The 26,068-nt window shown below is 32.6% G+C and carries 14 protein-coding genes and 1 CRISPR repeat array; of the genes, 10 read left to right on the top strand and 4 right to left on the bottom strand.

The genetic code is table 11. From position 1 onward, the window contains the following. Window positions 1-421: 421 nt before the first annotated feature. A complete protein-coding gene (locus MRU_RS05990) occupies window positions 422-910 on the bottom strand; it encodes a hypothetical protein (protein ID WP_012955996.1) in 489 nt (162 codons plus the stop codon). Between the two features lie 412 nt (window positions 911-1,322). On the opposite strand from MRU_RS05990, the gene MRU_RS05985 reads away from it, so the two are divergent. The 7 genes from MRU_RS05985 to MRU_RS05955 all read left to right on the top strand — a co-directional run bounded on the left by MRU_RS05985 (window position 1,323) and on the right by MRU_RS05955 (window position 11,701). Further along, a complete protein-coding gene (locus MRU_RS05985) occupies window positions 1,323-3,077 on the top strand; it encodes a DUF2207 domain-containing protein (RefSeq protein WP_012955995.1) in 1,755 nt (584 codons plus the stop codon). A gap of 107 nt (window positions 3,078-3,184) precedes the next feature. After that, on the top strand, window positions 3,185-4,975 hold the full coding sequence (locus MRU_RS05980) for a DUF2207 domain-containing protein (protein ID WP_012955994.1): 1,791 nt from the start codon (window positions 3,185-3,187) through the stop codon (window positions 4,973-4,975). 537 nt (window positions 4,976-5,512) lie between these two features. Continuing rightward, window positions 5,513-6,073 (top strand): LemA family protein, encoded by a 561-nt coding sequence (locus MRU_RS05975; RefSeq protein ID WP_012955993.1) that lies wholly within the window; start codon window positions 5,513-5,515, stop codon window positions 6,071-6,073. 69 nt (window positions 6,074-6,142) lie between these two features. Further along, window positions 6,143-6,892, top strand: a complete 750-nt coding sequence (locus tag MRU_RS05970; RefSeq protein ID WP_012955992.1) for a DUF2207 domain-containing protein — start codon at window positions 6,143-6,145, stop codon at window positions 6,890-6,892. Window positions 6,893-7,027: 135 nt separating this feature from the next. After that, window positions 7,028-8,812, top strand: a complete 1,785-nt coding sequence (locus MRU_RS05965; RefSeq protein WP_012955991.1) for a DUF2207 domain-containing protein — start codon at window positions 7,028-7,030, stop codon at window positions 8,810-8,812. Between the two features lie 897 nt (window positions 8,813-9,709). Continuing rightward, complete coding sequence (locus MRU_RS05960; protein WP_227717029.1) at window positions 9,710-11,095, top strand: MFS transporter; 1,386 nt, start codon at window positions 9,710-9,712, stop codon at window positions 11,093-11,095. A 336-nt stretch (window positions 11,096-11,431) separates the two neighbouring features. Next, on the top strand, window positions 11,432-11,701 hold the full coding sequence (locus tag MRU_RS05955) for a hypothetical protein (RefSeq protein WP_012955989.1): 270 nt from the start codon (window positions 11,432-11,434) through the stop codon (window positions 11,699-11,701). A 76-nt stretch (window positions 11,702-11,777) separates the two neighbouring features. Here MRU_RS05955 and MRU_RS05950 read toward each other — a convergent pair whose 3' ends face one another. After that, window positions 11,778-12,116 (bottom strand): hypothetical protein, encoded by a 339-nt coding sequence (locus MRU_RS05950; RefSeq protein ID WP_012955988.1) that lies wholly within the window; start codon window positions 12,114-12,116, stop codon window positions 11,778-11,780. Between the two features lie 374 nt (window positions 12,117-12,490). Here MRU_RS05950 and MRU_RS05945 point away from each other — a divergent pair, with 374 nt between their 5' ends. Then, window positions 12,491-13,780, top strand: a complete 1,290-nt coding sequence (locus MRU_RS05945) for a TIGR02710 family CRISPR-associated CARF protein (RefSeq protein WP_012955987.1) — start codon at window positions 12,491-12,493, stop codon at window positions 13,778-13,780. 152 nt (window positions 13,781-13,932) lie between these two features. Here MRU_RS05945 and MRU_RS12155 read toward each other — a convergent pair whose 3' ends face one another. After that, window positions 13,933-14,067 (bottom strand): hypothetical protein, encoded by a 135-nt coding sequence (locus tag MRU_RS12155; RefSeq protein WP_012955986.1) that lies wholly within the window; start codon window positions 14,065-14,067, stop codon window positions 13,933-13,935. Between the two features lie 374 nt (window positions 14,068-14,441). Then, the gene (locus MRU_RS05940) at window positions 14,442-16,136 is read right to left on the bottom strand and encodes a tetratricopeptide repeat protein (protein ID WP_012955985.1); all 1,695 of its coding nucleotides are present in this window, start codon (window positions 16,134-16,136) and stop codon (window positions 14,442-14,444) included. Window positions 16,137-16,911: 775 nt separating this feature from the next. Then, a CRISPR array of direct repeats spans window positions 16,912-19,624; the repeat unit is 37 nt; unit sequence ATTGCAAAAAGTAATCTACTAAAACAAGGATTGTGAC. A 154-nt stretch (window positions 19,625-19,778) separates the two neighbouring features. Here MRU_RS05940 and MRU_RS05935 point away from each other — a divergent pair. Next, the gene (locus MRU_RS05935; RefSeq protein WP_012955984.1) at window positions 19,779-20,975 is read left to right on the top strand and encodes a cold shock domain-containing protein; all 1,197 of its coding nucleotides are present in this window, start codon (window positions 19,779-19,781) and stop codon (window positions 20,973-20,975) included. A gap of 304 nt (window positions 20,976-21,279) precedes the next feature. After that, window positions 21,280-25,977 (top strand): ATP-dependent DNA helicase, encoded by a 4,698-nt coding sequence (locus MRU_RS05930; RefSeq protein ID WP_012955983.1) that lies wholly within the window; start codon window positions 21,280-21,282, stop codon window positions 25,975-25,977. Window positions 25,978-26,068: the final 91 nt, after the last annotated feature.

The following is a 26,068-nucleotide window of genomic DNA, read 5'->3' as shown; positions in this document are numbered from 1 at the left end:
ATCTTATTTTTCTTATTTTATGTTTTATATGGCATTATTTCTGTTTTTCTTATTTTATGTTTTATATTGCTATTTTTACTTAGAATTCCATTATTCTCTTTGTCTTTTTATATTATTTGTCCTTTTTTTTAAGTGTTAATTATTGTTTTTATGCTTATCAAGTAAATATTAATACACATAATTTATAATATGAACAGCTTTTAAAATACTTGAATTAAATGTTCATTGATTAAAAAGAGTTAATGTAATTCATAGTTTATTGATTAAAAGGAGTTTTAATGAAATTAATAAGGGTTTTATTGATTAAAAAGAGATTAATAATGGTTTATTGTTTAAAAAGAGCTTAAAGTAAATAAAATAAAAAAAAATAATTTAAAAGAAAAAAAGTTAAAAAAAATTAAAAATTAAAAAAATTCAATAGCTATTTAATACTTTTAACAAGATCTCCAATGACGTTATCTGGGTCATTTAAGTCTTTTAAGTCTTCTTTAGCTATATGGTGAATGACATAACCTTCCTTACCATTATCAAGGATATAGGAGTAACATTGAATGCCTTGTACTTTATAGTCAATTTGAGTTACATCATAGTCTTCAAAGGTGTAGTTTTCTTCATTTCCTATTACTGCATCTTCCATTACTGCTTTAATGATGTCTCCAAAATTATAGTTTTCTTCAATGTTTTTAAGGTCCTCATATTCATCTATCCAGTATTGGAAAACAATCCTATTGTCCCCATTCTTTTCCATGATAATGTCTTCGGTAGTGTTTTGTCCTTCAACAATCTCATAGCCGTCTGGCATGGTGAAGCTGTGGCCGCCTTCAAAATCCACATCAGTTGCATAAGCAGCTGAAATGCCTGCAGCCAATATCAAGACAAAAAGACATACGGCAAAATATTTGAGTTTCATTTTTTTCCTCCTTTATAATTTAAGAATTCGGTCTTGTTGAAATGATTAAATAAAAAAATATTTAATTAAACGTATTTTCAACAAATCCTATAAAATTTAGTTTATTTTTCATATAATTTAAATTTTTTTAAAATATTCTCTCATATATCTTTTATTTCATGATTAAATCTTAAGGTTTGGTCTTTTTTTCATATTTTTAACCTAGTTAATAATATGAATATATAAAAATATTTTGCATATTTATTTTTAATATAAATTAATTATAGTTACTTTTTTTAAAAAATAACTCATCTTATCGATTTAAATCATAAAGAATAAATATATATGACTATTAAATATAGGATTATACTAATTTTAGAAGAAGATAATTGAATCTTTTATAATAATTTTATATTTAATAGGGGTTAAGAAAATGAATCTTAAACAAAAAGCAATTATCATGCTCATACTCTCAATACTTCTAATGTCTGCCATTTCAGCAAGCGACTATAAAGGAAGCTATATGGATTATGTGCATATGAACGTAAACGAAAACGGTTTGGTTCACGTCAACGAAAGCTTTACATATCAAATGGTATCTCCAGAGTCTGAAATAAGCCTTCCCCTCTATCATGGCACCAATGCAAGCATTGAAAATATCCATATTAGGGTCAACGATCTCTTGGTTGCCTATGACCTCAAGAAAGGGGACACTCTAGATGAGCTAGTCATACATCCTAAGTCTTCAGATTATGATTATGACTCTGAAAGCACAGGCACATATCTTCTTGATGTGGAAGTCGAATATGATATTGAAAATGCCGTAAAGGTCTATAATGACGTAGGGGCATTCACTTACCAAATCAATAAAACAGATTTTAATGGGGTTTCTTTAGGAATGGCCCATATAAGAATCAAGTTCCCAGGCACTCAGGAGCATGAATACTTCATAATTCCTAAAGAGGGCGAAAGCAGTGCCCAATGGGATGAGGACCATTTTCATATGACCAATAGCCAGCCTGCGAAAGCAACTGTCATAATTCCATTAGATGAATTGGACGCTGATGCAAAATATGCTCAGCATATTGATTCTGACGGATTGGAAGCGATTAAAAACGACTCATTCGATTTGAAGTATTCCCTAATTCAGATAGTCAACATACTGATAAAAATCTTTGTAATCATCGCATTCATCCTTCCGGTTGCAATATACCTGAAATACGGAAGGGAGCCAAAAGTGACCCTTGACAGCATCTATGAGCATGAGCCTCCAACAGATGATCCTCCATTCTTTGTAAATGCAATAATGGGCGGAACCTTTAGGGACGTCGGGCTAGTGGATACAAAGGCATTCCAGGCAACAATCATGGACCTGATAAATAGGGGAAAGCTATCTGTTGAAACTGAAATCAATGAAAAGAACAAGCAAAGGACATATCTTGTGGCAAAATCAACAGATGGCCTGGCAGATTATGAATCAGACCTAATCAGCATCCTCAGAAGGTATGAAGAAGATGGCAGAATAGACTTAAAACATATGGAACTCTCATTATACAGCAAGTCAGAGGCAAGATATTTCAGAGGCAGATTCAACAGCTGGGGACACCTTCTTTATAGCAATTACCTTACAGATGACATCAAGGCAGAATACTTTGAAGATAAGGGAAGCAAATTATTTAAGTTTTTCGCATATGGCGGATTGATTCTAAGCGTTATTCTTTTCTTATATTGCTTGATGTTCAATCAAATGGAACCTTTACCTTGGGTAATTGCTCTATTTATACTCTCATCTGTCCTCATATGCATACCTTCAGCATTTGCAGGACATTACACAAAGAAGGGAAAGATATTCAAGGAAAGATGGAACAACTTCAAGAAATACCTTAAGGACTTTTCAATGATGGAGGAATACCCTCCGGAATCCGTTGCAGTCTGGAACAAGTATCTTGTCTATGCTACAGCATTAGGGGTGGCGGATAAGGTCTCAAACACCATGAAGATAAACTTCTATGACGGATTGAATGACGAAACATATAGGGACAATGATGTATTTGTCTTCTGCGATGGCAACGGACTTGACTTGATTGGGGATTCTTTCAGTGCAGTTAGCACAACCCTTGACTCTGATAGCGGAGGCTCTGACGGAGTAGGCGGAGGCTCTGGAGGTGGGGGTGGAGGTGCTTTCTAACTCCACCTTTTCCGGCCCTTCGCTCCGCAAAAGCTGGACCAAAATTTTTATCTCTGTTTGGTCTAATCCTGCTTTTTAACAAATAACTATGGAACAGGTGAACTAAAATGAACAATAAGCAAAAAACATTAGCAATCCTCATTCTACTCGCTATTGTTTTAACAAGCATTTCAGCAGCATCTGCAGTGGATTATAAAATCACAAATGCAGATGTCCACTTGGATGTGGAAGACAATGGGATATTGCATGTCAGCGAAAACATAACATATCTTTTCAAAAGCGACGGACATGGTGTCTATAGGGTCATACCCCTAAAGGCAGATGAGAAGATGAGCTATCTGACAGTGGATGTTGACGGCTCATACTTTGAATATAATATCATTAACCGTTCAGGGGAAAAGGAAGTAAGGGTATACTTATATAAGGATAAGGATTTAACTGATTACGGAGTAAGCGAAGGCTCTACAGTCACTCTAAAGCTTGACTATTATATGGAAAATGTTGTAAAGCTATTCAGAGATACAGGACTCCTAGAATACAAGCTCTGGGGTGAGGAATGGGACCAAGGAGTTGAGCATCTAAACGCAAAGGTCACATTCCCAAATGATGAGGAGATTGAATATTGGATTAATGACGATTCCGGAAAGACAGAATCAAGCTTCTCAGGAGACACACTATATGTAAAGGGCTCAGACATTCCTAAGGGAGATTATGTGGAAGCAAGAGTTCTCATTCCATTAGGTGAATTTGATTTTGATGCAGATTATGCTCTACATTACAATCATGATGCCTCTGATGAGGTCAAAAAGCAGCAAGAGGATTTTCAAAAAAAGCAGCAATACTTTAACACCATTGGCAATCTATTAAACGTTATATATGGCATTCTTATCCTCACGCCTTTAGGCATATATCTCAAATACGGCAGGGAGCCAAAGGTGTCAAGTGATGCCATATATGAGCATGAGCCTCCAACAGATGACTCTCCAGCCTTTGTAAATGCAATGATGAGTGGATTGAGTAAGGATGTTGGAAAGGTTGATAAGAAAGGTTTCCAAGCCACAATAATGGATCTCATTAACAGAGACAAGCTTGGAATGGAAATAGCATATACAAATAAGAAAAGACCTGTGTCCCTTCTTACTGTAAAGTCAACCGATGGCCTTAAGGACTTTGAAATGGAATTGATAGACATCCTTAGAAGGTATGAGCAGAACGGAAAGATCAATTTCCTTTATATGCAGCAGCAGCTCTCCAATAGGAATGAGGCATATCACTTCAACAGGGCATTCAACAGATGGGTCAGTAACTTTAAGGTTGACTACTTGCCGGATGATGTTTTAAGCAGATACTTCAATACAAAGGGAAGCGATTTGATAGGCAAATTCAAATGGATTGCATTAGTTGCAGGATTTACAGGAATCATTGGACTTCTTTTAACCGGCAGCTGGATACCTCTGGTATTGGGACTAATATTGATTTTTGTAGGGGTAATCTGTTTCTATCTCCCTTCAAGCATTGGTGGACAATACACTAAAGAGGGAAGGGAGTATCAGCAAAAGTGGAAAAGATTTGAAAAGTATCTAAAGGACTTTTCCCTAATCAAGGAGCACCCTCCGGAATCTGTTGCAATATGGAATGAGTATCTTGTATATGCTACAGCCTTAGGGGTAGCGGATAAGGTCTATAAGTCCATGAAGATGGAAGTCTATGATGGATTGGCAGATGGCAGCAATTTCAGTTCAAATGATCTCTTTGTATTCTATCATATTGGTGGAATCAGGAGTCTTGACAATTCATTTGTTACCGTCAATAATATTATCTCAGCAGACAGCTCTAGCTCCGGTGGAATCGGAGGAATCGGAGGCGGATCTGGAGGAGGGGGCGGAGGAGCCTTTTAACTCCACCTTTTCCGGCCCTTCGCTCCGCAAAAGCTGGACCAAAATTTTTATCTCACTTGGTCTAATCCTCCTGTTTTTTCTTCTTTCAAATTCAATTATTTTTATCTCGGTTGGGTCTAATCCGTCTGTTTTTTCTTCTTTCAAATTCAATTATTTTTATCTCGGTTGGTTCTTATCCAACTATTTATTCTTTTTTTTTAACCATACCTTTTTCTAATCAAATATTTCACACTATTTTTAATTCCTATGAAAATTAATTTAACTAGTTAAAAACAATTCAATCAACTTAAAACAAAATATAATTAAAAAATAATAACAATTAAAAAATCATATTTTTTTAAATTAACTATAAATAATGAATAGTAAACCTATTAAAAAAATAATCTATTTTATCGATTTAAATCATAAAAAATAAATATATAGATAATTCATATATAGCATTATAGTAATTAAGTCCAAAAAATAATATTTTTAGATATTGAATTTATTTTTAAAGGATTTAAGGATTATAAATAAAAAAAAATACGTTGTGATAATATGAGTACTTTTATTTTAGTCATAATAATACTTGGTATTATTTTAATAATCGCAGGAATAATCGTAGCTCTCTATAATGGCCTTGTGACTGCAAGAAACAAGGTAAAGAATGCATGGGCTCAAATTGATGTCCAATTAAACAGAAGAGCAGATTTAATTCCTAACTTAGTAGAAACTGTAAAAGGCTATGCCGGTCATGAAAAATCTGTATTTGAAGATGTCACTGCTGCAAGGGCAGGATTGATGAATGCAAACGGAGTTAAGGAAATCGGTGAAGCTAACAACCAATTAACAAACACCTTAAAGACCTTATTTGCAGTTGCTGAAAACTATCCTGAGCTTAAAGCCAATGAAAACTTCAAGGAATTGCAAGCTCAATTAGCTGAAAGCGAAGACAAGATTGCATATTCAAGACAGTTCTATAATGACACTGTATTGATGTACAATAACAAATGCCAAACCTTCCCAAGCAATTTGATTGCAGGCCTCTTCGGATTCAAGGAAGCTGACTTCTTTGAAGCTGCAGGTGAAGCTAGATCTGTACCTAAAGTCGAATTCTAATTATAAAAAATCAAAACTATTCAATAACTTTAAACTCATTGGATAGTTATTTTTTTTAGGAGAGGAAAAATGAACTCAAAACAAAAAGCCCTAATGGTCCTTGCCTTAAGCATAATCCTACTCAGTTCAATTGCAGCAGCATCTGCAGAGGATTATTCTTTAACCAATGCCAAAATAGATATGGTAATCCAGGATGACGGATTAGTCTTTGTGGATGAGGCAATCACCTACCATTTTTATAAGACCATGAATGGCGTCTATAGGTACATTCCAATCAATAACTTTAACATGGAAGATTTTGCTGTAGACGTTGATGGCGCATATTATGAACTGGAGGGTAATGATGACGACTCTCAAATAGAGGCTAAGGTCTATCTCTATAAGGATAAGGATAAAACCGAAAAGATCGACCCTGGTACAGATGTTACAGTCCATTATAAGTACTACATGAGCGATCTCCTTGATGTAAAGGGAGACAATGCAGTATTGAACTATTATCTATTGGGAGAAGATTGGGAGGTTGACTTAGAGGAGATTGAAGCAAACGTCCATTTCCCTGAAAAGAAGGAGCTTGATTACGAGCTTGTTCCAAGCGGCAGTGCTGAAGGCAAGTGGTCTGGAGACACATTGACCATTACTGGAGAGAATATTAATGCTGGAGATGGTCTTGCATTAATCGTTGAAATCCCATTAGATGAGTTCGCTTCAGGCTTTTCAAATGCTGTCCACAATGACACTGATGATGATGATGACATAGATAATGATATCGATAATGATAAGGATGATTTAAAGGACTTGACAAAGGCTAAGCAGATTTAACTGTTTAAATTGTACTTTTTAAGGCAGATTTTATGGTTTAATTCGTATTTATTTAAGTCTTTTTAAGGCAGATTTTAACTGTTTAAATTAATTAAACTCTCTTTAACCAGTCTTTTAATTATCAAGGAGAAAATAATGAATTCAAAACAAAAAACATTAATAATCCTAAGTCTAAGCCTAATATTGCTAGCATCCATAGCCGCAGTATCTGCAGTTGATTACACCCTAACAAATGCAGATATGGACTATGTGGTTAAGTCTAACGGATTATTGCATGTCCATGAGGCAATCACATATGACTTTGACAGCAGCCCCAATGGTGTCTATAGAGACATACCCCTTAAAAGCGGCCAGTCCATAGAGAATCTGGAGGTTTATGTTGACGGGGCCTATGCAGAGTACCAGATCATTCCAAAAGGAAGCGGTGAGAGGATAAAGGTATATCTCTATACAGACTCCTCAAAAAGCCATAAGCTATCTTCAGACTCTGTAATAACCGTCCATTATGTCTATGACATGCCAAAGGTTGTAAAGATCTATAACGATATTGGAGAGCTCCAGTATAAGGTATGGGGTGATGAATGGGACGAAGACCTTGAAAACCTTCAATCCACAATCACATTCCCAGATGATGAGGAGCTTCAGTTCTGGATCAACCCATACTTCAGCAATGCTAAGGCCAGATGGGCAGAGGACCACCTGAAGATACACTCAGACTTTGTAGGAGACGGCAAATATGTTGAGGCAAGGGCATTGATTCCGTTAAGCGAATTCGATTCCAATGCAGAATATGCACAGCATATAAACAAGAACGGAAAGGATGAGATAATCAAGATACAGGACGATGACAAGAAATCTCAAGAGGGCTTCAAATCCTTATTCTCAATATTAAATAAGGTATTGGTAGTGCTATGCTTTATTCCAGGACTCATCTACCTTAAGTTCGGAAGGGAGCCAAAGACAACATATGATGCAATATATGAGCATGAGCCTCCTACAGATGACCCTCCAGCCTATGTGAATGGTATGATAGGCTCAGGGCTAAAGGATGTAGGCAGTCTAAATCAGGAAGCTTTCCAAGCTACAATAATGGACCTTATCAACAGAGGCAAGATGGGTGTATCCTCAGAGGAAGACACTGAATTTACAAAGACAACCTTCCTTACCATAAAGGACACATCAGGCCTCAAGAGATTTGAAGCTGATGTCATTAACATCCTAAAGAGATATGAGCTAAACGGAAATATAAGCCTAAGCTATATGCAGGACTGCCTTAGGGGAGAATCTGAAGCCAGATACTTCCAAGGCAGGTTTGAAAGCTGGAAGGAAAACTTTGAAAATGAATACTTCTCAGAGGACAGCTTCAGCCGCCTCTTTGACAAGAAAGGAAACGACTATCTTAATTACTTCGCATTCCTTCTCATAATTCTTGGAATAATCGCTTTCGTAGCATCAATATTCTTCGACTTTGCAGTCACCGGCTCAACAATATTCGTAGGAGTCCTTTTAGTCATTGTAGGTGTCGTTTGCCTTATGCTTCCATCTGGAATTGCAGGAAAATACACAGACGAAGGAAAGCTCTATGAGGAAAAATGGATGAAGTTTAAGAAATACCTTCAGGATTATTCATTGATAAAGGAGCATCCGCCAGAGTCCATTGTAATTTGGAACAAGTATCTTGTCTATGCTACAGCATTAGGTGTGGCAGATGAGGTATATAAGGCCATGAAGATGGAAGTCTATAGCGGAAGCGATGATTATTACAGAACAAATGATCTCTACATGTTCTATTACTTAGGAGGTCATAGGTTTATCAATGATTCATTCAACACAGCATCCTCTACCATATCTGCTGCAGACAACAGCTCTGTAGGAGGAATAGGAGGAGGCTCCGGTGGTGGAGGTGGAGGTGCCTTCTAGCTCCACCTTTTACGGCCCTCCGGGCCGCAAAAGCTGGACCAAAATTTTTTATTTTGGCTATGCTTGACCCACATTACTGTCATTTGTGTTGAAAATTAATAATTTTTTTACTAATCTCAAATTCCAATTTTCTCATATGCTGAGTATTACTTTTTCAAATTAAATTTTTATTACTTTTTTATTTTTTATCTAATTATTTTATTACCTTTTATAAGCAATATTACTTTTTTTCCTAATTTTTCATTATTTGTAATAAGAAAAACTTTATATAATTATTACTCCTTATAGTTAAGTAGATAATAATACTTTTTAGCAAATAATTATTATTTTTAGATTTTCACTATATCGCTGTGTTACCTATAAAAATCAATTAAAATTTAAAAATAGCTGAAAGTGTTATTATTCGGGTTTTTTAGTAAGTTACTATTTCCCCCCTATATTTAAGATATTTTTATAATAATTACTAATGAAAAGTTTATTTGAATCTAAAATCACTACAATCAATTTATTTAACAAACACAAAATTTTAAAAATATAATCTTTACACAAAACATTATCTAAAAATTAGCAATTATTTTAATTATATCTTACCCTATCTTTTTTGCCACCCTTCTTTTTGTTTTTTTTTTATTTTTTTAAACTCTTTTTATCCTTAATCCGATTTAACACTTAACCCAATTCAGATTCATTTTCTTAAACTCTTTTTATCCTTAATCCAATTTCAGAATTAACCCGATTTATATTCCTTTATTTAACTCTTATTTTAATTATTACACCATAAAGCAATTTATAAAATTTTAAATATCTATTTAAACAATATATTAATTATTCTAAGGTGAATTAATCACCTTAACTTATTTTGATTCTAGATAAATAATGATCCATTTAGGTGCAATCATGTCAAATATCGTTGATAGAATAGGTATGGAAAAATCAGTCATACTCCTTGCTGCAGTTGTATCCTTTGTCACTGCATTCCTTGCAAACATCTCTGTAGCTTTGCCCTTAATAGCAAGGGAGCTTGCAATGAGCAATATCATTCAAAATTGGGTAGCCACAATCTACCTTCTTCCAATTGCCATGCTTTCCATCCCTTTAGGAAAGCTTACAAGCAAGCATGGCCTAAACAAGTCATTGCTTGCAGGAATAATCCTTACAATAATAGGAGTAATCATAGCCTGCTTTTCAATCAACAGTGAACTTCTACTTCTATCAAGGGTAATCCAAGGAATCGGAACCGCTTTAATCAATGTCGCTTCAATGGCATTAATCGTTTCAGCAGTTAACCCAGAAACCCGGGGACAGGCATTGGGACTGAACATTGCTGGAGTCTATATAGGACTCTCATCAGCCCCTGTAATCGGAGGCCTTGTCATCTACCACCTTGGCTGGCAGAGCATATTCTATATAATGCTAATCCCACTAATATTCTCAGCCTACCTGTCATGGTCACTCAAGGATGAATGGACAATGTATGACGGTCCAATAGACATAACTGGATCTATCATATTTTCAATAGGTATTCTTCTAGTAATCTATGGATTCACCATAGTAAACACATGGCTTGGCATAGTTCTATTGATAATTGGTTTACTATTATTAATTGCCTTTGCTTATTTTGAACTTAGGGTCAATAATCCTGTCTTTGATGTGAGACTCTTTAAGAATTCTAGGTTCTCCTCTTCAAATATTGCATCCTTGATTAGTTATACTGCAACTTTTGTAATCACATACATCTTAACTTATCATTTTCAGTATATTATGGGCTTTGACTCTAAATTTTCAGGCATGTTATTAATAGTAACACCTGTCATGATGGCAATTCTAGCACCCCTATCAGGCAGGCTATCAGATAGGATAGATCCTCAAAAGCTTGCAGCAATAGGCATGGGTTTTGTAACAGTGGCACTAACAATCCTATGCTTCCTAAACGAATCAACCCCATTATATATGATTCTACTCGCAATGTTTCTCCAGGGAATAGGATATGGATTGTTCTCTTCACCTAATACAAATGCGATCATGAGCTCTGTTCCAAAGGAAGAGACTTCTTCCGCTTCAGCATCCCTTGCAGCAGTTAGGGTGATTGGACAGACACTAAGCCTTGGAATGCTTACTGTGATATTTGCATACATCATGGGAAATGTGGCAATTGTGCCTGAATATTATCCATTGCTTATGGAAAGCTCTAGATTGTCTTGCATTATCTCTGCAGTATTGTGTGTGATTGCTGTTGTTGCATCATTAGTTGGACTGCGCTCTGATGATGAGTATGAGACTTAAATATAAGTTAAATAATCAATTTTAAGGACCATTATTAGAAATATTTCTTTGAAAAATAATTATTGCCTATATACAATATTAGAAAAAGTTTATTAGACAATCATTTTACTATTTATTAATGCTTTATAAAGTAGAATTTGGTTTACTATTTATTAGAAATTTTTTAAGTGGAAGCATGGTTTACTATTTATTAGAAATTTTTTAAGTGGAAGCTTGGTTTACTATTTATTAGAAATTTTTTAAGTGGAAGCTTGGTTTACTATTTATTAGAAATAGTTTATAAAAAACAAAGGTTTATAAATGATTGTGTCTATACATTGTGTACTCGGTGATAATATGATGGTTAGTGATAAGGATTTAGCAAAAAATAATAATGTAAAGGGCTCTAGAATCAATGTGACACCTCTTATGGCAGCATATTTCTTAGGATATATGCTTTCTGAAAAGGGTGAGAAGATCTCTGATGAGAAAATCGAAGATCTTTATAAGGGGGCATGCTTCAGCATGGGAATCGATCCTGTTGAAGACATCTCTGAATTATTTAATGAATTGTTCAGCCCAAAAAAGAAAACAAAAGAAGATTTAGAAAATAGTTTTTATTGCTAAAACTATTTTTTCATACTTTTTTAACACTAATTTTTCATTGTCTACTTTTAGACAAAATTTTTTTTTTAAGAAGAGATTAAGCAGAAATAATATAAGAGAATTTTTTAAATTCGCATAACTCTTTGTTATTCTTACAGAAATCTGCCATATGCAATCTAATTTTATCCAATATCTCTTGAAACTCATCAAAGCTATATCCATTTTTATCTTGTATTTGGAATGCTTTTTCAATTATAGGTTCATCATAACTTACTGAAACAGTTATTTTTCCAAGCCCTTCTTTTTCTGTTATCTTTTCAATTTCATTTTTGAATAATTGGATATGTTCCTTTTCTTTATCAGTTAAAAGATCATATAATGCATCTGAAGGATATCCTCTAACTAAACTGCCGTCTTCATTAATTATTTTATACATATCTTACCTCCTTAGTATAATTTCTGTTTTTATATTTTAAATCATTTTCTAAAACTTAATTTATTGACTAATGTGTTTTAGATACTTTTTTTAAAAAACATTCAGTATTACCCAACATCATTTAGATATTTATATATATTTTCTAATACAAACTATAAGCATATATAAATAAGCAAAGGGTTAATCATAAAAAGCATTTCATCTGGATTCGATAGAGATTTAACTGACAATCAGTCTTAATGAAGAGAATGACTTATTTAAAGCATTTATAAATTAAAATAGACATTAAAATTTAAACAGATCAAGATTAGATAATTAATGCTTAGCCCTAAAAGAATAACTAACAATTATTTTCTAAAATTAAAGTGATTAAAATGAAAAGAAAAGAAGTAGTACTATTCATGACCGTTGGAACCGGGATCAATCCAGACTCCAACGAGGCGGGATACAAGAAGCTGGCCAAGAAGCTCTACTCAACCTTAAACAAGATATATCCAAACTATGTAATCTTCTTTGCATCTAACGTATCCAAGCACACAATAAAATACATAGACGCGCTATTTGAGCTTGACGGCGACGAGTTCAATGAGGGGGAGGATTATGAGATAGTTGAACTTAACAACATTGACGACTTCAACTACTGCTTTGAGTCCTTTGAAGCAAAGATATGGGAATACGACTATCTCAATGAGAAAAAATACCAGATAATCATGGACTATACCTCAGGGACAAAGACCATGTCAGCTGCAATGGCATGCTGCGGAATGCTCTACAGCCGTGACCTTATCTCTGTCGGAGGGGACCGCTCCAAGGGAGAGGTATCAGCAGGAACAGAGATAATAAACTACCAGAACCTCTATAAGATATATGACAAGAGGGCCATAATGAGGATAAGGTACAACTTCAACACAAACAGATTCCAGCCATGCCTTGACGTATTGAACTATATAGTTGACATGAACATCCACAAGGACTCCCTAGTGGACCTCTGTAAGGGATACTTTGCATGGGACACCATGGACTTCTCCCATGCATATGAGCATCTAAAGAGCATAGACCTTAACTATATGGAGTTTGCAGAGATAAAAAACGAGCTTAAGAAGAACCTTAATGCCTTGGGAATAATAGTAAACTCAAAGTCCCAGAACCTTAAGAACTGCTATATACTTGCATGCATCATAAACAATGCAATAAGGAGAGCTGAGGAATATAAGTTTGACGACGCAATTGCAAGGCTATACAGGTCATTTGAGCTCATTGCACAGATAAGGCTTGAGAAATACAATCTCATGAGTTCTGATATTGATATAGATCTTCTCAAGGAAAAGGGATTAAGGCAAGAGTTTATAGATGAGCTTGAGAATATGAGGGAAGACGGTAAGATTAGGATAGGACTTATAAAGGACTATCATCTTTTAAATGAGCTGGATGATGAGCTAGGCAAGTACTTTATGGAGAATGAGTCTAAGATAAAGGACCTTACATTCAAGAGGAACAATTCCATTTTGGCCCACGGATTGGACTCACAGTCCAAGGAAGACTTTGACAAGTTTTTAGAGCTTGTGATAGGATTGGCCAAAAAGCTTGATAAGGACATGAACAAGTTCCTGGAAGAGACCAGGTTTGCAAAGTTCGACTTAAAGTTGGATATTAATAATGCCTGATTTCTACTATTTTTCTTTTCTTTTTTTTAATCAAATTTTTATTTTTTATTTTTTAATTTCTATTTTTATTTTTTTTAGATTTATTTAATTTTAAAAGCTTATTCTTTGTTTTAGGAGGGTAAAATTTTAAAAAAAATAAAAAAAGGTTCTATTTAAAAGAACCCTAAAATTATGACAAGCAATGAGGCAATATATGCTACATACTGCACAATAGGATTTCCATCCTCATGATGATATAGGAAGTTTGAAAGCAGCAAGATCCCTATAATCATTATTTCAACTTTCATGTTTCACCTCCTAAGCGATGCATTTTTACTTTGATTTAATCATAGTAACACCACTTTAACTCTTATTTTTATGTTCTTTTACTATTTAAAGATTGTTGAATTATTTATATGATTTACATATGTTAATAAATAGTTTACAGAAAAAAAGAAGTTATCTCCGTTCTCCTTTTGGTTTACTATATATGTCATATAGTTTACCAAAAGCAAAAGTGATAAAAATAGTTATAATTAATAAAAATAGTTTAGTTAATCAAATGAAATTCAATCATCCAATAAATCATATATTAGATAATGAACATTTATTAAAAAATAAAAATAAGAATTATAATCCATTTTGGAAAATAATTCTAATAAAAATAGAAATCTTTTTTCACCTATTCCAGATCCTCATACTTAACTTCCGGTTCCCCATTCTCATATAGATATTTCAGGGCAATTTCATTATACTTATCAAGGTCCTTCATGGCAAGCTCCTTCTCCCCTATCCTCTTATAGAGGCCGGCCCTTTCATATAGGAGATATGGGCTTTCGTCAATCAGCTTCTCTATGGTGCTATAGATTTTCAGGGCACGGTCGCTCTCACCGATGAGAGAGAGGTTGCGGGCAATGGTATAGACAAATGGCTTATTGAATGCAAGCTCTATAGGAAGGAGAAGGTACCATTCATCAGCCTTCCACTCGTCTTCCATCTCAAGGTAGTATGCGCTTATCACATTCACAATCTCGTCATATCGGTCTGAGACGCTTAAGAGTCTGTTTGCTATCATGATGCACTCATCATATCTTTTAAGGTAGAGACAGACCTCAGACATCATTCTCAGTATGTTTGCATCCACTATGTCAATATCCTCGTCGCCGTCGATTGAATCCTCATCAGTTTCCTTGAAATAGCTTGGCTCTTCTTCCACTTGGGTATAATGGCTTTCATCAATATCAAGCTCAAGCAGCATCTGGTCAAGAATCTGTATATCGCTTAGGACTTCTGTTTCTTTTTCTTCTTCATTGCAAGTCTTTTCATCAGCTTTCTCTTCAGGTGCCCCCTTGCAGTACTTATCCATTATTTGTTCTAATGTCTTATCTTCTCTTAAGAATAAGGAATCATTATTTAAAGTCTTATCCTCGGATAAAAGTAAAGAATCATCATTTAAAGTCTCATTATCGGATAGGAGTAAAGAATCATCTTCTAAACCATCTTCATCCAATAGGAGAAGAGAATTATCATTCAATAGCTCATCGTCCGAGAGAGAATCATCATAGTCCAATAGACCCTCCTTAACAGCAACCCCCTTTAGAATCTTATATGCCATCTCATAATCCTTCAGTATATAATAGTTACGGGCTATCTGAAGTCCTGTATCACGGCACTCATGGAGCTGGTTGGACCTGTATAGATACTTCAATGCATCCATATGCTTGCCGATTTCACAATATGAAGATCCTATCAAGAAGTTGAATGGGTAGTGGAGAAGGTCGCATTTAAAGTCATCAGGATTCCTTTCAAATATCTCTATGACCTCTTCATACCTTCCAAGCTCATAGAGCCTCATGAGATGGAAGCCCTTAAATGCAGGCTTCAGCTTGCATAGCTCCCATTCATAGAAAAGCGACATCTCGGTATTGTTAAGCTCGTCATATATTTCCGACATGGTTTGCAAGGCTTCATCATTGGAGCTGTCAATATCAAGAAGCTCGTTACCGGCCTTGATGGCCTTGTAGTAGTGTTTTATATCATGATATGCCTTGAGCTTTAGCTCAAGAGAGTCTATCTCATCAAAGCCTTCGATAATCGACATGGCCTCAGATTCGTTGTTGAGATGAAGATGGCTCATGGCAAGTATGTACGCGTCATCAGCATCCTTCTCACGGCGGTCAAGGTAGATGCTGTATTCCTTTATGCAGTTTTCATAGTCCTCAGAGAGGAAGTAGCTAATTGCAATGTATTGCTTGTATTCGATTAGATTAGGATCATGTTCAAGTATCTTGTCACATAGGGTGTGGAGTCTATCAAAGTCGAGATTGTATTCGGCTATTTGGAATTCTTTTTTTAATTCCTCAAGTTGACTAGACATATTAATCACCTTTATTTTTTTGGTTTGAGTTTAATTTTGGTTATTAAACTCTTATTTTTGTTTTTAAAGTTTAATTTTAGTTTTTAAACTTTTATTTTTACTTTTAAAAGTTTAATTTTAAACATAAATTTTATTTTAAAATATTTGTTTTTATATAAATTTAAAAAATAGAATATATTTTTAAACAGTTTATTGGCTTGGGAGTATATAAAGGTTTGTTTTTTTAGAAGAAAAATTTATGAAATAAAATAAATAATTATAAAAGGTTTATTATAAAAGAAATAGTTTTAATATATCATTTTTTATAAAATAAGTCTTAAAAAATAATAATTTAGTAAATTATATTAATACATCTGTTTTAGCCGGTATAAAGAAAATTCAAAAAAATCCATTTTGTGCAAACCTATAGGATTTTAACAAATTTCCAATTTTCCGCTAATTTTTTAATATTTTTTTATTTCTCATTTTTTCCTTATTTTTTTAATTAATTACATATTGTTTAGTATTTTTTAAAATATTTAATTTTAAACATTGATATAATTGATTCAATGATTATTATTTGTTAATATTGATAGAAAACTTTTTATTTAAATTGTGCAAATATATATAAATAAGGGTTAAGTTTTTAGATTTGCACAAAAACACTATAAAAAGAAGCAATTTCCATTATTTTTTCATACATTTTGAGAAAATTTTTGGACTATTGCAAAAAGTAATCTACTAAAACAAGATTGTGACTCGCTTACGATGCCGTTTAAATCACAACTCATGTCATATTGCAAAAAGTAATCTACTAAAACAAGGATTGTGACGTGCTTTTAAGTCATAACTAACTATAAGTCCATTAAATTGCAAAAAGTAATCTACTAAAACAAGGATTGTGACAAATCTATCTATAGTTATTTGAGTTTTAATATAATATTGCAAAAAGTAATCTACTAAAACAAGGATTGTGACTTCATTATAGCGAACAATTACATCTAAAGTGTCTTTATTGCAAAAAGTAATCTACTAAAACAAGGATTGTGACTTGTCTATATGCCTGATTGCTTAATCTGTATTTCATTGCAAAAAGTAATCTACTAAAACAAGGATTGTGACGCTCGATGTTTTACTTGTTTTAAGAGTTCTAAGGTATTGCAAAAAGTAATCTACTAAAACAAGGATTGTGACTTAGAAATCCTCCCTAAAGTGACAACCATACTCTATTGCAAAAAGTAATCTACTAAAACAAGGATTGTGACGCTTTTTATAACTCTCAAGTTTTTATAACTTGTATATATTGCAAAAAGTAATCTACTAAAACAAGGATTGTGACATTTTATCACCAATAAAAAATATAAAAGTTTTTTGATATTGCAAAAAGTAATCTACTAAAACAAGGATTGTGACCGAAGTATGCTTGTCTTGTTACCCCTTGAACTTTATTGCAAAAAGTAATCTACTAAAACAAGGATTGTGACCTCTTCTTTGATTCCCTCGCGACTTCCATATGGGATTGCAAAAAGTAATCTACTAAAACAAGGATTGTGACAAGACTTTAAGCATATCTTTGTAAAATGTATTTTTGATTGCAAAAAGTAATCTACTAAAACAAGGATTGTGACTTTGTCAAGGAAATTTCTTTTTTGTGTCACAATAATATTGCAAAAAGTAATCTACTAAAACAAGGATTGTGACTAAATGATAATGGTATGGCATCATTACATTTTGATATTGCAAAAAGTAATCTACTAAAACAAGGATTGTGACTCTTCTTAAGAGTTGGCTTCTTAAGTCAAATTCATATTGCAAAAAGTAATCTACTAAAACAAGGATTGTGACACATAAATAATCACCTATATAATTTTCATTAATTATTGCAAAAAGTAATCTACTAAAACAAGGATTGTGACAAGTGTCGTATTGGCTTAAATCGTTCAATTTTGCCATTGCAAAAAGTAATCTACTAAAACAAGGATTGTGACAATTTCTTTTTGTCATATTTGTCTATAATGATATATTGCAAAAAGTAATCTACTAAAACAAGGATTGTGACAATTTCTTTTTGTCTATATTTGTCTATAATGATATATTGCAAAAAGTAATCTACTAAAACAAGGATTGTGACATAACATATTTAACACCTCAATTTATCTATTATCTATTGCAAAAAGTAATCTACTAAAACAAGGATTGTGACAGTCGTTACACTCTTTATCGTATACTGAATGATTGATTGCAAAAAGTAATCTACTAAAACAAGGATTGTGACACACCTTGAACCTTTCTTAAGGTATAAAGTTTGTCATTGCAAAAAGTAATCTACTAAAACAAGGATTGTGACTCTTTTAAATTGAAAAGATTTACAATAGGTATTAGGATTGCAAAAAGTAATCTACTAAAACAAGGATTGTGACGCACCCGCGACGGACACACGAGAGACGGAAGAACCGAATTGCAAAAAGTAATCTACTAAAACAAGGATTGTGACAGAAAAAAATCTAATAATATCAAAACTAATCTTATATTGCAAAAAGTAATCTACTAAAACAAGGATTGTGACAGCTTAAGCATATATTCTTTAGTTTGTTTATTAGCTCTTATTGCAAAAAGTAATCTACTAAAACAAGGATTGTGACAAACTCTTGCTATAGCTAAACTCTCTTTTAACTCTATTGCAAAAAGTAATCTACTAAAACAAGGATTGTGACATTCGTCCACTTTGTCTTTGGTATCATTCAATAAGGATTGCAAAAAGTAATCTACTAAAACAAGGATTGTGACTTAGCCCTAACTTTTGTAACTTTCTCAACTACCATAATTGCAAAAAGTAATCTACTAAAACAAGGATTGTGACTGCATGAATTTCAACAAGTGTTTCAATGATTTCATATTGCAAAAAGTAATCTACTAAAACAAGGATTGTGACTTACTGTTTCTTCAGTACTGTTGTCTCTGTTATTGTATTGCAAAAAGTAATCTACTAAAACAAGGATTGTGACATAAATTTTATTTATTCTATAAGAAATATACCTACATTGCAAAAAGTAATCTACTAAAACAAGGATTGTGACTTTCTTCAAGAACAACATCAGTCCAAAAATGAAATATTGCAAAAAGTAATCTACTAAAACAATGATTGTGACAGTGTCTTAATCTCCATTTCTGTTTCCTTGTTAATATTGCAAAAAGTAATCTACTAAAACAAGGATTGTGACTTTTTCCCTTATTGTGAGTTTGTTAAGGGAATCAGAATTGCAAAAAGTAATCTTTTAAAACAAGGATTGTGACTCCTTTTTTTGTTCCATAATTTTTAAGTGTCTTTTTATTGCAAAAAGTAATCTACTAAAACAAGGATTGTGATTGCCTTCTTGTTTTTCGAGAAAAATTGTTACTGAATAGCAAAAAGTAATCTTTTAAAACAAGGATTGTGATGCAAAAGTTACAATTTTACTGTCATGGTATACAAATTGCAAAAAGTAATCTATTAAAACAAGGATAGCAACAAAAAACCAAACCTTTAAATATTATTATAAACTTATACTATGTAATTGAACACCAAAAGATACATCACAAAAGACTTGTACCATACATTAAATATTTTGTTCAATTCTATTTTTTGTATAATCGCAGTTGAACTAGATTAAATTATAAGATACCATGAATGAAACCACTTCAAATGAACTAATACATGCACGCAGACTTTATATGAAAAAGAATATGAAAGAAGCAGAAACTAATTTTTTAAAAGTTTTCAATACAAATAGAGAGCTCTTTAATGATTTGGATGAAATTTATTTTATCCGTGCAATACAAGAATCCCATATTGATAACTGCCAATCTATAGGTGATTTAAGGCACTATGCTGATTTTGTAGTAGAAAACTTTAATCAAGAGGATTGCTCCAATAGAAATTTTGAAGATCCATATGCTGATTTTATTTTAAATCTTAGCACTGTTCTAATCAAGGAAGAATACTATTTGGATGCAATTAAATACCTGATAAGATTAGATGAGTCTTTCCTATCTGATGTTTCAAGACATAATTCCAATGGCTATTATAGATTCTCCCATCATGAGAAATATCTTTCAAATATGGTTAAGGCATTGATTGGCATAGGAAAATATGATGCTGCTTTGCAATATTCCATTAGATTAATCAATGACCTTCCAGACACTGCCAGTGAAGCTAAGTATTGGATTAAATGGAGCATAGCTAAAATATATAATCTGACTGGAGATTATGAACTTTCAATTGAATATATCAATGAATTATTGCTTAAAAGGAGTGAAAACTATTTCTATAAACTTTTAGCAGATAACTATCTAAAATTAGATGATTATGATAATGCATTAGTCAGTGGGGTCCATTATATTATTTTAAAAAAGGATATCAAATCCTGTGTAAATTATTACACAGAACTCGGATATATCTTAAGCCAATTGGGTCTTACTGAGGAATCCAATAAACATTATTATCTCAGCTACGCTATCAAAAAATCCTATGGCAATTTCATTCCAGATTATTTGGAAGAGAAAATCAGAGATTTAGGCTTTGATTTGGAAAATACCAATTATAATAAGATAGCTAATGAGCTTAAACCTTTCTGGAGAGAATGTTTATACAGAAATAAAAAGCAGTTTACAGGAACCATAAGTGCCATAAAACAAGAAAGGGGATTTGGTTTTATTAAGCCAGATGATGGAGGAAAAAACCAATTCTTCCTATTCAAGGACTTTAAGGATGATCATGATTATATTTGGAATAATATGAGGGTTTCATATTATCTTGGGGATAGCATTGATTATTCTAAAAATAAGGAGTCCACTAGGGCAGTTAATGTTGAATTAATTTAGATAGGTTTATTTCATTAAACCTATCATCATAAAAGGAGTTTTATAAATGAATAAGCATATATTTATCTCATTTGCCACATACATCATTATGATTTTCGTTTTTTGTTTATTGGCTATTTTGAACATTTAATAATTGTTTTAACTTAAAAAGAAAAATCGAAATTTCTTTTGTTCCAACTTATTAAAATAATATCAAAATCATACTTACTAAACATTAAATGCATATATTTTATTATATAAAATGCACATAAATATAAAATAACTTTGATTTTTATGATTTTATTCTTTTTCTTTGAGGGGAAATATGTCAATTGATTTAAATAAAAACCAAAAAAGGGCTGCCTATTACAATGGAGACAAGTACTTGGTCATAGAAGCAGGTCCAGGCGCTGGGAAAACACGTGTTTTAATAGAAAGAATCAAGTTTCTCATAAATGAAGAGAAGGTAGAGCCTTCAAGCCTTTTAGTTATTACATTCACACGCAAAGCTGCAGAAGAGCTTAAAGAACGTTTATATAAGGATATTGATGAATCTGTAGTAAGCATGATGCAAATATCAACCATACATGCTTTTTGCAGAGTGATTCTCTCAGAGATTGGGGAATACAATACTCGTGTCTTGGGAGATAGCGTTAACGAAAAACAGAAAATGTTTTTAAACAAATATAAGAAAGACTTAGGCTTTGTTAATGAGTGTCACATCCGCCAGAATGAAATATTTAACCTAATAGATAAATATGGCGAATACGCCACCTTTAAGGTAGATAGTAAAAAATTGGTTGACTATATAGAAAGGAATACTAAAATTGACCCTGAATATATAGATTTTGTAAATGAATATATGAAGGAGAATGATGGAAGATATCCTTTTGATGAGGTAATGGCTAATGATGCCTATAAGAAATCCCGTACAAATGCATTGTATCTGCAAATAGCAAAGTCATATCCTAAATATCTGGAGCTTTTGGATGAAAAGGGATTCAGCGATTTTGATCAGATGCAAATCAAAACCTTAAACTATTTGAAAACCAATCCAAACACCATCTACAAGAATGTTTTGGTTGACGAGTTTCAGGATACAGATCCTGTCCAAATGAAGATATTTGAAATTCTAATGAAAAATGCAGATTCCTTTACTGTTGTGGGAGATATAGACCAAAGCATATATGGATTCCGGGGAGCCAATAAGAATTATTTTGAATATCTATACAATAATTATGACGATAGGGTCTACAAGGTGAACTTAAATGTAAACTACCGTTCAGCAAATCAAATCATTGACATAAGCGAGGATTTCATCAAGTCTCAAAGGGCTGAGGGAGCAAAGCAGGACAAGGCTCTTGGCGCACGGGATTTGGATAGAAACACTTATTTTCTTGTAAATGAAAACAGCGAAAGCGAAGCAAAGGCCATTTTTGAAATGATTCGATATCTCCATGACAGCGGGAAGATTGAAAATTATAATGAGATTGCTATCTTATCCCGTTCCATAAGGTTTAGCAACACTGCCCAAGACCTAATCCAATTATTTATTGATAACAACATCCCTTATCATGTCAGGGGGGTTCCAGATCTCTTTGACCGGCCTGAAATAAGGTCAGTGATCACATTGATTCACCATCTTATAGAGGATACAAATCCCCATAACCATAAATTTGACCTGTGGGAATTGGAATGGCTAAATCTTAAGGCATATACTGGAGAAAGCTTCAATCAGGTTTTATTTAACCTATCTGATGAAACTAAAAATATCTTAAATAGTATACAAGAAGAATTTGAAGAGAATGTCTTAAAGGAAGAAAAAAGAGCTTATTTAAAAGTTACAGGCAAGAAGTCTCATAAATATGTCTTTAAAAGAGTCTTTGAAAGGGATGAGAAGGTTTTAATTGAATTATTTAAAAACATTGAAAGGCCTATCCTAAGCAATGAGAATCTGATTAGATACGGGGTAAAAAATAAGCAGGATTTGGAGTTCTTTAGAAGATTGAATGACTTGAAAGCTTACTTCAACAGTGAAGAGTATATGGACTCCGAAGACACTATTTTGGATATCTATATGAAATTGCTGACAGATGTCTGCAATTATTTGACTGAAGATTTCATTAATGACCCTATTAATAGGGATGAGCTTAAAAATCTGGCAATCCTAAGCAACACTTTCCATAATTATGAGTTGATTGTAGACAATAAGAATTTGAAGGGAGCATACTATTTCTTAAGATATAACATAGCTGGCTACAGCACAGATAATGATGAATCCGAAGGGGTTCAGCTTATGACAGTCCATAAGTCTAAAGGATTGGAATTTCCTGTAGTCATTTTACTGTCATTGAATCATAAGAAGTTCCCAAGCCAATATAAGGATGAATATGATAGGTTTTACACTCCAAACTCCTGTTTGGAATATAAGAATTACGATTCCAAGGAAGAGGAAATTCAAGACTATCTAGAGGAAGAGGATAGAATAGTCTATGTGGCTATGACAAGGGCTCAGGATATTTTAGTTCTATCTAATCTAATCAAGGAAACTCCTGAATTAGAAGGGTTAAAAGCAGAATTGAATGACAATCTTTCTCAAATTGAAAAGATAGAAATAATCAAGGACATTCCTAAAGGGCATATTAAGATTCATGACTTGATCAATAGGAATCTCTCAAGCTGCAAGTTTTTGGAAGATGACTTTAGCCAGCTTCCAAAGACGGTTTGTGAAAAGCCTCAAGTTAAAAAGGAGGATTTCCTTAATTTAAGCTTTTATTCCCTTGAGAATTATGTTGCCTGTCCTTTCAAGTATAAACTGATGCATGACATTAATTTCAGCGAATCCACAATGGAATTCAATAAGCTAAGAGGCTTGTTTGTACATAATTTGCTTGAAACGATCAACAATAGAATCAGGTCCAACGGAAACAGATATATTGGAGATGATGAGGTCTTGGCTATCTTTGAAAGGTTTCAAGACTCCTTCCGCTTTGAAAACTTAAGATTGTCAAAGAAGGAATATGATATTATAAAAAATGATGTTCTTTATTATTACAATACCTTTGGAAAGGATTTCAATATATTAAACACAGAGCTTTCATTTAGCATTAAAAAGGAATATTATGGATTGTCAGGCATTATTGACCTAATCTATAAGACCAAAGATGGAAAGATGGGCATTTTGGATTATAAGAACACTGAACGCATATCAAGGCATTATGTTCAAAATTATATTAAGCAGGTCTATACCTATATGATTGCATTAAAGGATAGTTTTGAAATCGATGAGCTTCGGATATATGCAATAAAAGCAAGAAAGATGATATCTGTTGATATAAATCAGAAGTCCCTTGATATTCTTTTAGAAGAGCTTGATAATGTTTCATTGAATATTAAAAAAGAAGTATTCGAATGTAATTTTGGAGAGGGCTGCTTAAAATGCAGTTTCTCAAAGATATGCGTTAAGGCAAATAATGATGACGTTTCTGTTTTTGACTTTAATAATGAGGACACTTTATCTTTTAGAAATAAGTTCTATCAGAACTTGCCAGATTATGAAATAATTGATTTAAAAGACAGATATTGGAAAGATATTGATTTTGATTCAGATGATGAAACTAAGTTTGATGTTGATATTAGTGCAGATGATTTAGCTTCAATCTCTGCTAAAGAGGGTGTTTCTGTATCTGCTAATGAAGGTATTCCTATATCTGCAAGAGAGGGTGTTTCTGTATCTGCTAATGAAGGTATTCCTATATCTGCTAAAGAGGGTGTTTCTGTATCTGATAAGGATAATGATTTGTCTGTATCTGCTAATCAAATTAAAAATTTAAATAATTCATCTGATGATAAACATCTTGGTGCGGATTTCAAATCTAAAAAAGATTCATTTAAATCAGAAATGAAATCTCCTAGTTCTAAAAAAGATTCATCTAAATCCAAAAAGAAATCTTATAAATCTAAGGAATCCTCTAAATCTTCAAAAGAACCATTTATTAGTTCTTATTCAAAATATTTGGATTTAAAGTCCATTCCTAAAAAATATAAGAATTTCCTTAAAAATGATTATTCCAAGGACATTGATCTTTTTGAATATGATGATGATTTGTCTCTTGAAGAGAACATTTTAAGAAAATATATCCTAAAGAAAAAAGGATTGAAATTGCTTAAAAAAGAACTATATGATGAATCTGAAGATTATTATAAAAAATTAATACACAATTCCTATTTTAAAGAAGATTACTATCCATATAAGCAATTAATGAAAGTCTATCATAAGACTAAAAAATATGATAAAGAAGCTGATATTATAAGAGATTTCTTCAAATCAAGCGTTTATGCCAATAAATATCAATTCTTATATTTCAAATATAAGAATAGGAAATTGCCTAAAAGAGCTAGAATAAAGCATAATGAACTAAAAGATTTAATTAAAAATTATGTAAATCTATTAAAAGATTCTGATTTATCTAATAATTCTATTCCTAATGCTGATAGATTGAAAAAAGATAAGAACAGACTAAAAATCCTATCAGATGAAGAGGAATTCTATAATCATAAAAGGTCCTATTATACCAATATTGCCGATGGATTATATGAAGAAAAGCTCAATCAGGAAGCTTTTGACTTATATGCTATGGCAATTTATAAGTACAAAGAAAAGAGTTTCAGATATTATCAAAGATTGGCTAGTATTTATAGGCGCACTAATAATTATAAACATGAGTTGCTGGTTATTATGGAATATTTTAATAAAAGCAATAAGATCCATAGAACAAAAAGCAGCGACAAATGGTTTAAGCAACGTTTATATTCCACTAAACAACTAATTGGGGATGAGAATGCAATTAGGCAGATTGAAAATATTGTTTGCAAAAAAGGATACAATCTAAAAGCAGATTATGCTTTAAATTATTTAAATCATGATTTGGATGAATATTACTGTTTGAAAAATTTAGATAAGGAATTAAATTATATTATTTCAAGCAATGAGGACATTTTTACACTTCATAAAAAGAAATAAAAATAGGAGGAATAATTGTTTAAAAATTTTTAATAAAAATATATAAATATTTATTATGTAGTAAAAATATAATAAGTTTATATATAAATTT

The organism is Methanobrevibacter ruminantium M1, from assembly GCF_000024185.1.
Taxonomy (GTDB): Archaea; Methanobacteriota; Methanobacteria; order Methanobacteriales; family Methanobacteriaceae; genus Methanobrevibacter; species Methanobrevibacter ruminantium.
This window is presented reverse-complemented; position numbering and strand designations above follow the sequence as displayed.

Coding starts and splice junctions, on each gene's coding strand:
- MRU_RS05960 (WP_227717029.1), top strand. CDS start 9,710: ATGTCAAATATCGTTGATAGAATAGGTATGGAAAAATCAGTCATACTC.
- MRU_RS05990 (WP_012955996.1), bottom strand. CDS start 910: ATGAAACTCAAATATTTTGCCGTATGTCTTTTTGTCTTGATATTGGCT.
- MRU_RS05955 (WP_012955989.1), top strand. CDS start 11,432: ATGATGGTTAGTGATAAGGATTTAGCAAAAAATAATAATGTAAAGGGC.
- MRU_RS05930 (WP_012955983.1), top strand. CDS start 21,280: ATGTCAATTGATTTAAATAAAAACCAAAAAAGGGCTGCCTATTACAAT.
- MRU_RS05970 (WP_012955992.1), top strand. CDS start 6,143: ATGAACTCAAAACAAAAAGCCCTAATGGTCCTTGCCTTAAGCATAATC.
- MRU_RS05975 (WP_012955993.1), top strand. CDS start 5,513: ATGAGTACTTTTATTTTAGTCATAATAATACTTGGTATTATTTTAATA.
- MRU_RS12155 (WP_012955986.1), bottom strand. CDS start 14,067: ATGAAAGTTGAAATAATGATTATAGGGATCTTGCTGCTTTCAAACTTC.
- MRU_RS05980 (WP_012955994.1), top strand. CDS start 3,185: ATGAACAATAAGCAAAAAACATTAGCAATCCTCATTCTACTCGCTATT.
- MRU_RS05985 (WP_012955995.1), top strand. CDS start 1,323: ATGAATCTTAAACAAAAAGCAATTATCATGCTCATACTCTCAATACTT.
- MRU_RS05965 (WP_012955991.1), top strand. CDS start 7,028: ATGAATTCAAAACAAAAAACATTAATAATCCTAAGTCTAAGCCTAATA.
- MRU_RS05945 (WP_012955987.1), top strand. CDS start 12,491: ATGAAAAGAAAAGAAGTAGTACTATTCATGACCGTTGGAACCGGGATC.
- MRU_RS05950 (WP_012955988.1), bottom strand. CDS start 12,116: ATGTATAAAATAATTAATGAAGACGGCAGTTTAGTTAGAGGATATCCT.
- MRU_RS05940 (WP_012955985.1), bottom strand. CDS start 16,136: ATGTCTAGTCAACTTGAGGAATTAAAAAAAGAATTCCAAATAGCCGAA.
- MRU_RS05935 (WP_012955984.1), top strand. CDS start 19,779: ATGAATGAAACCACTTCAAATGAACTAATACATGCACGCAGACTTTAT.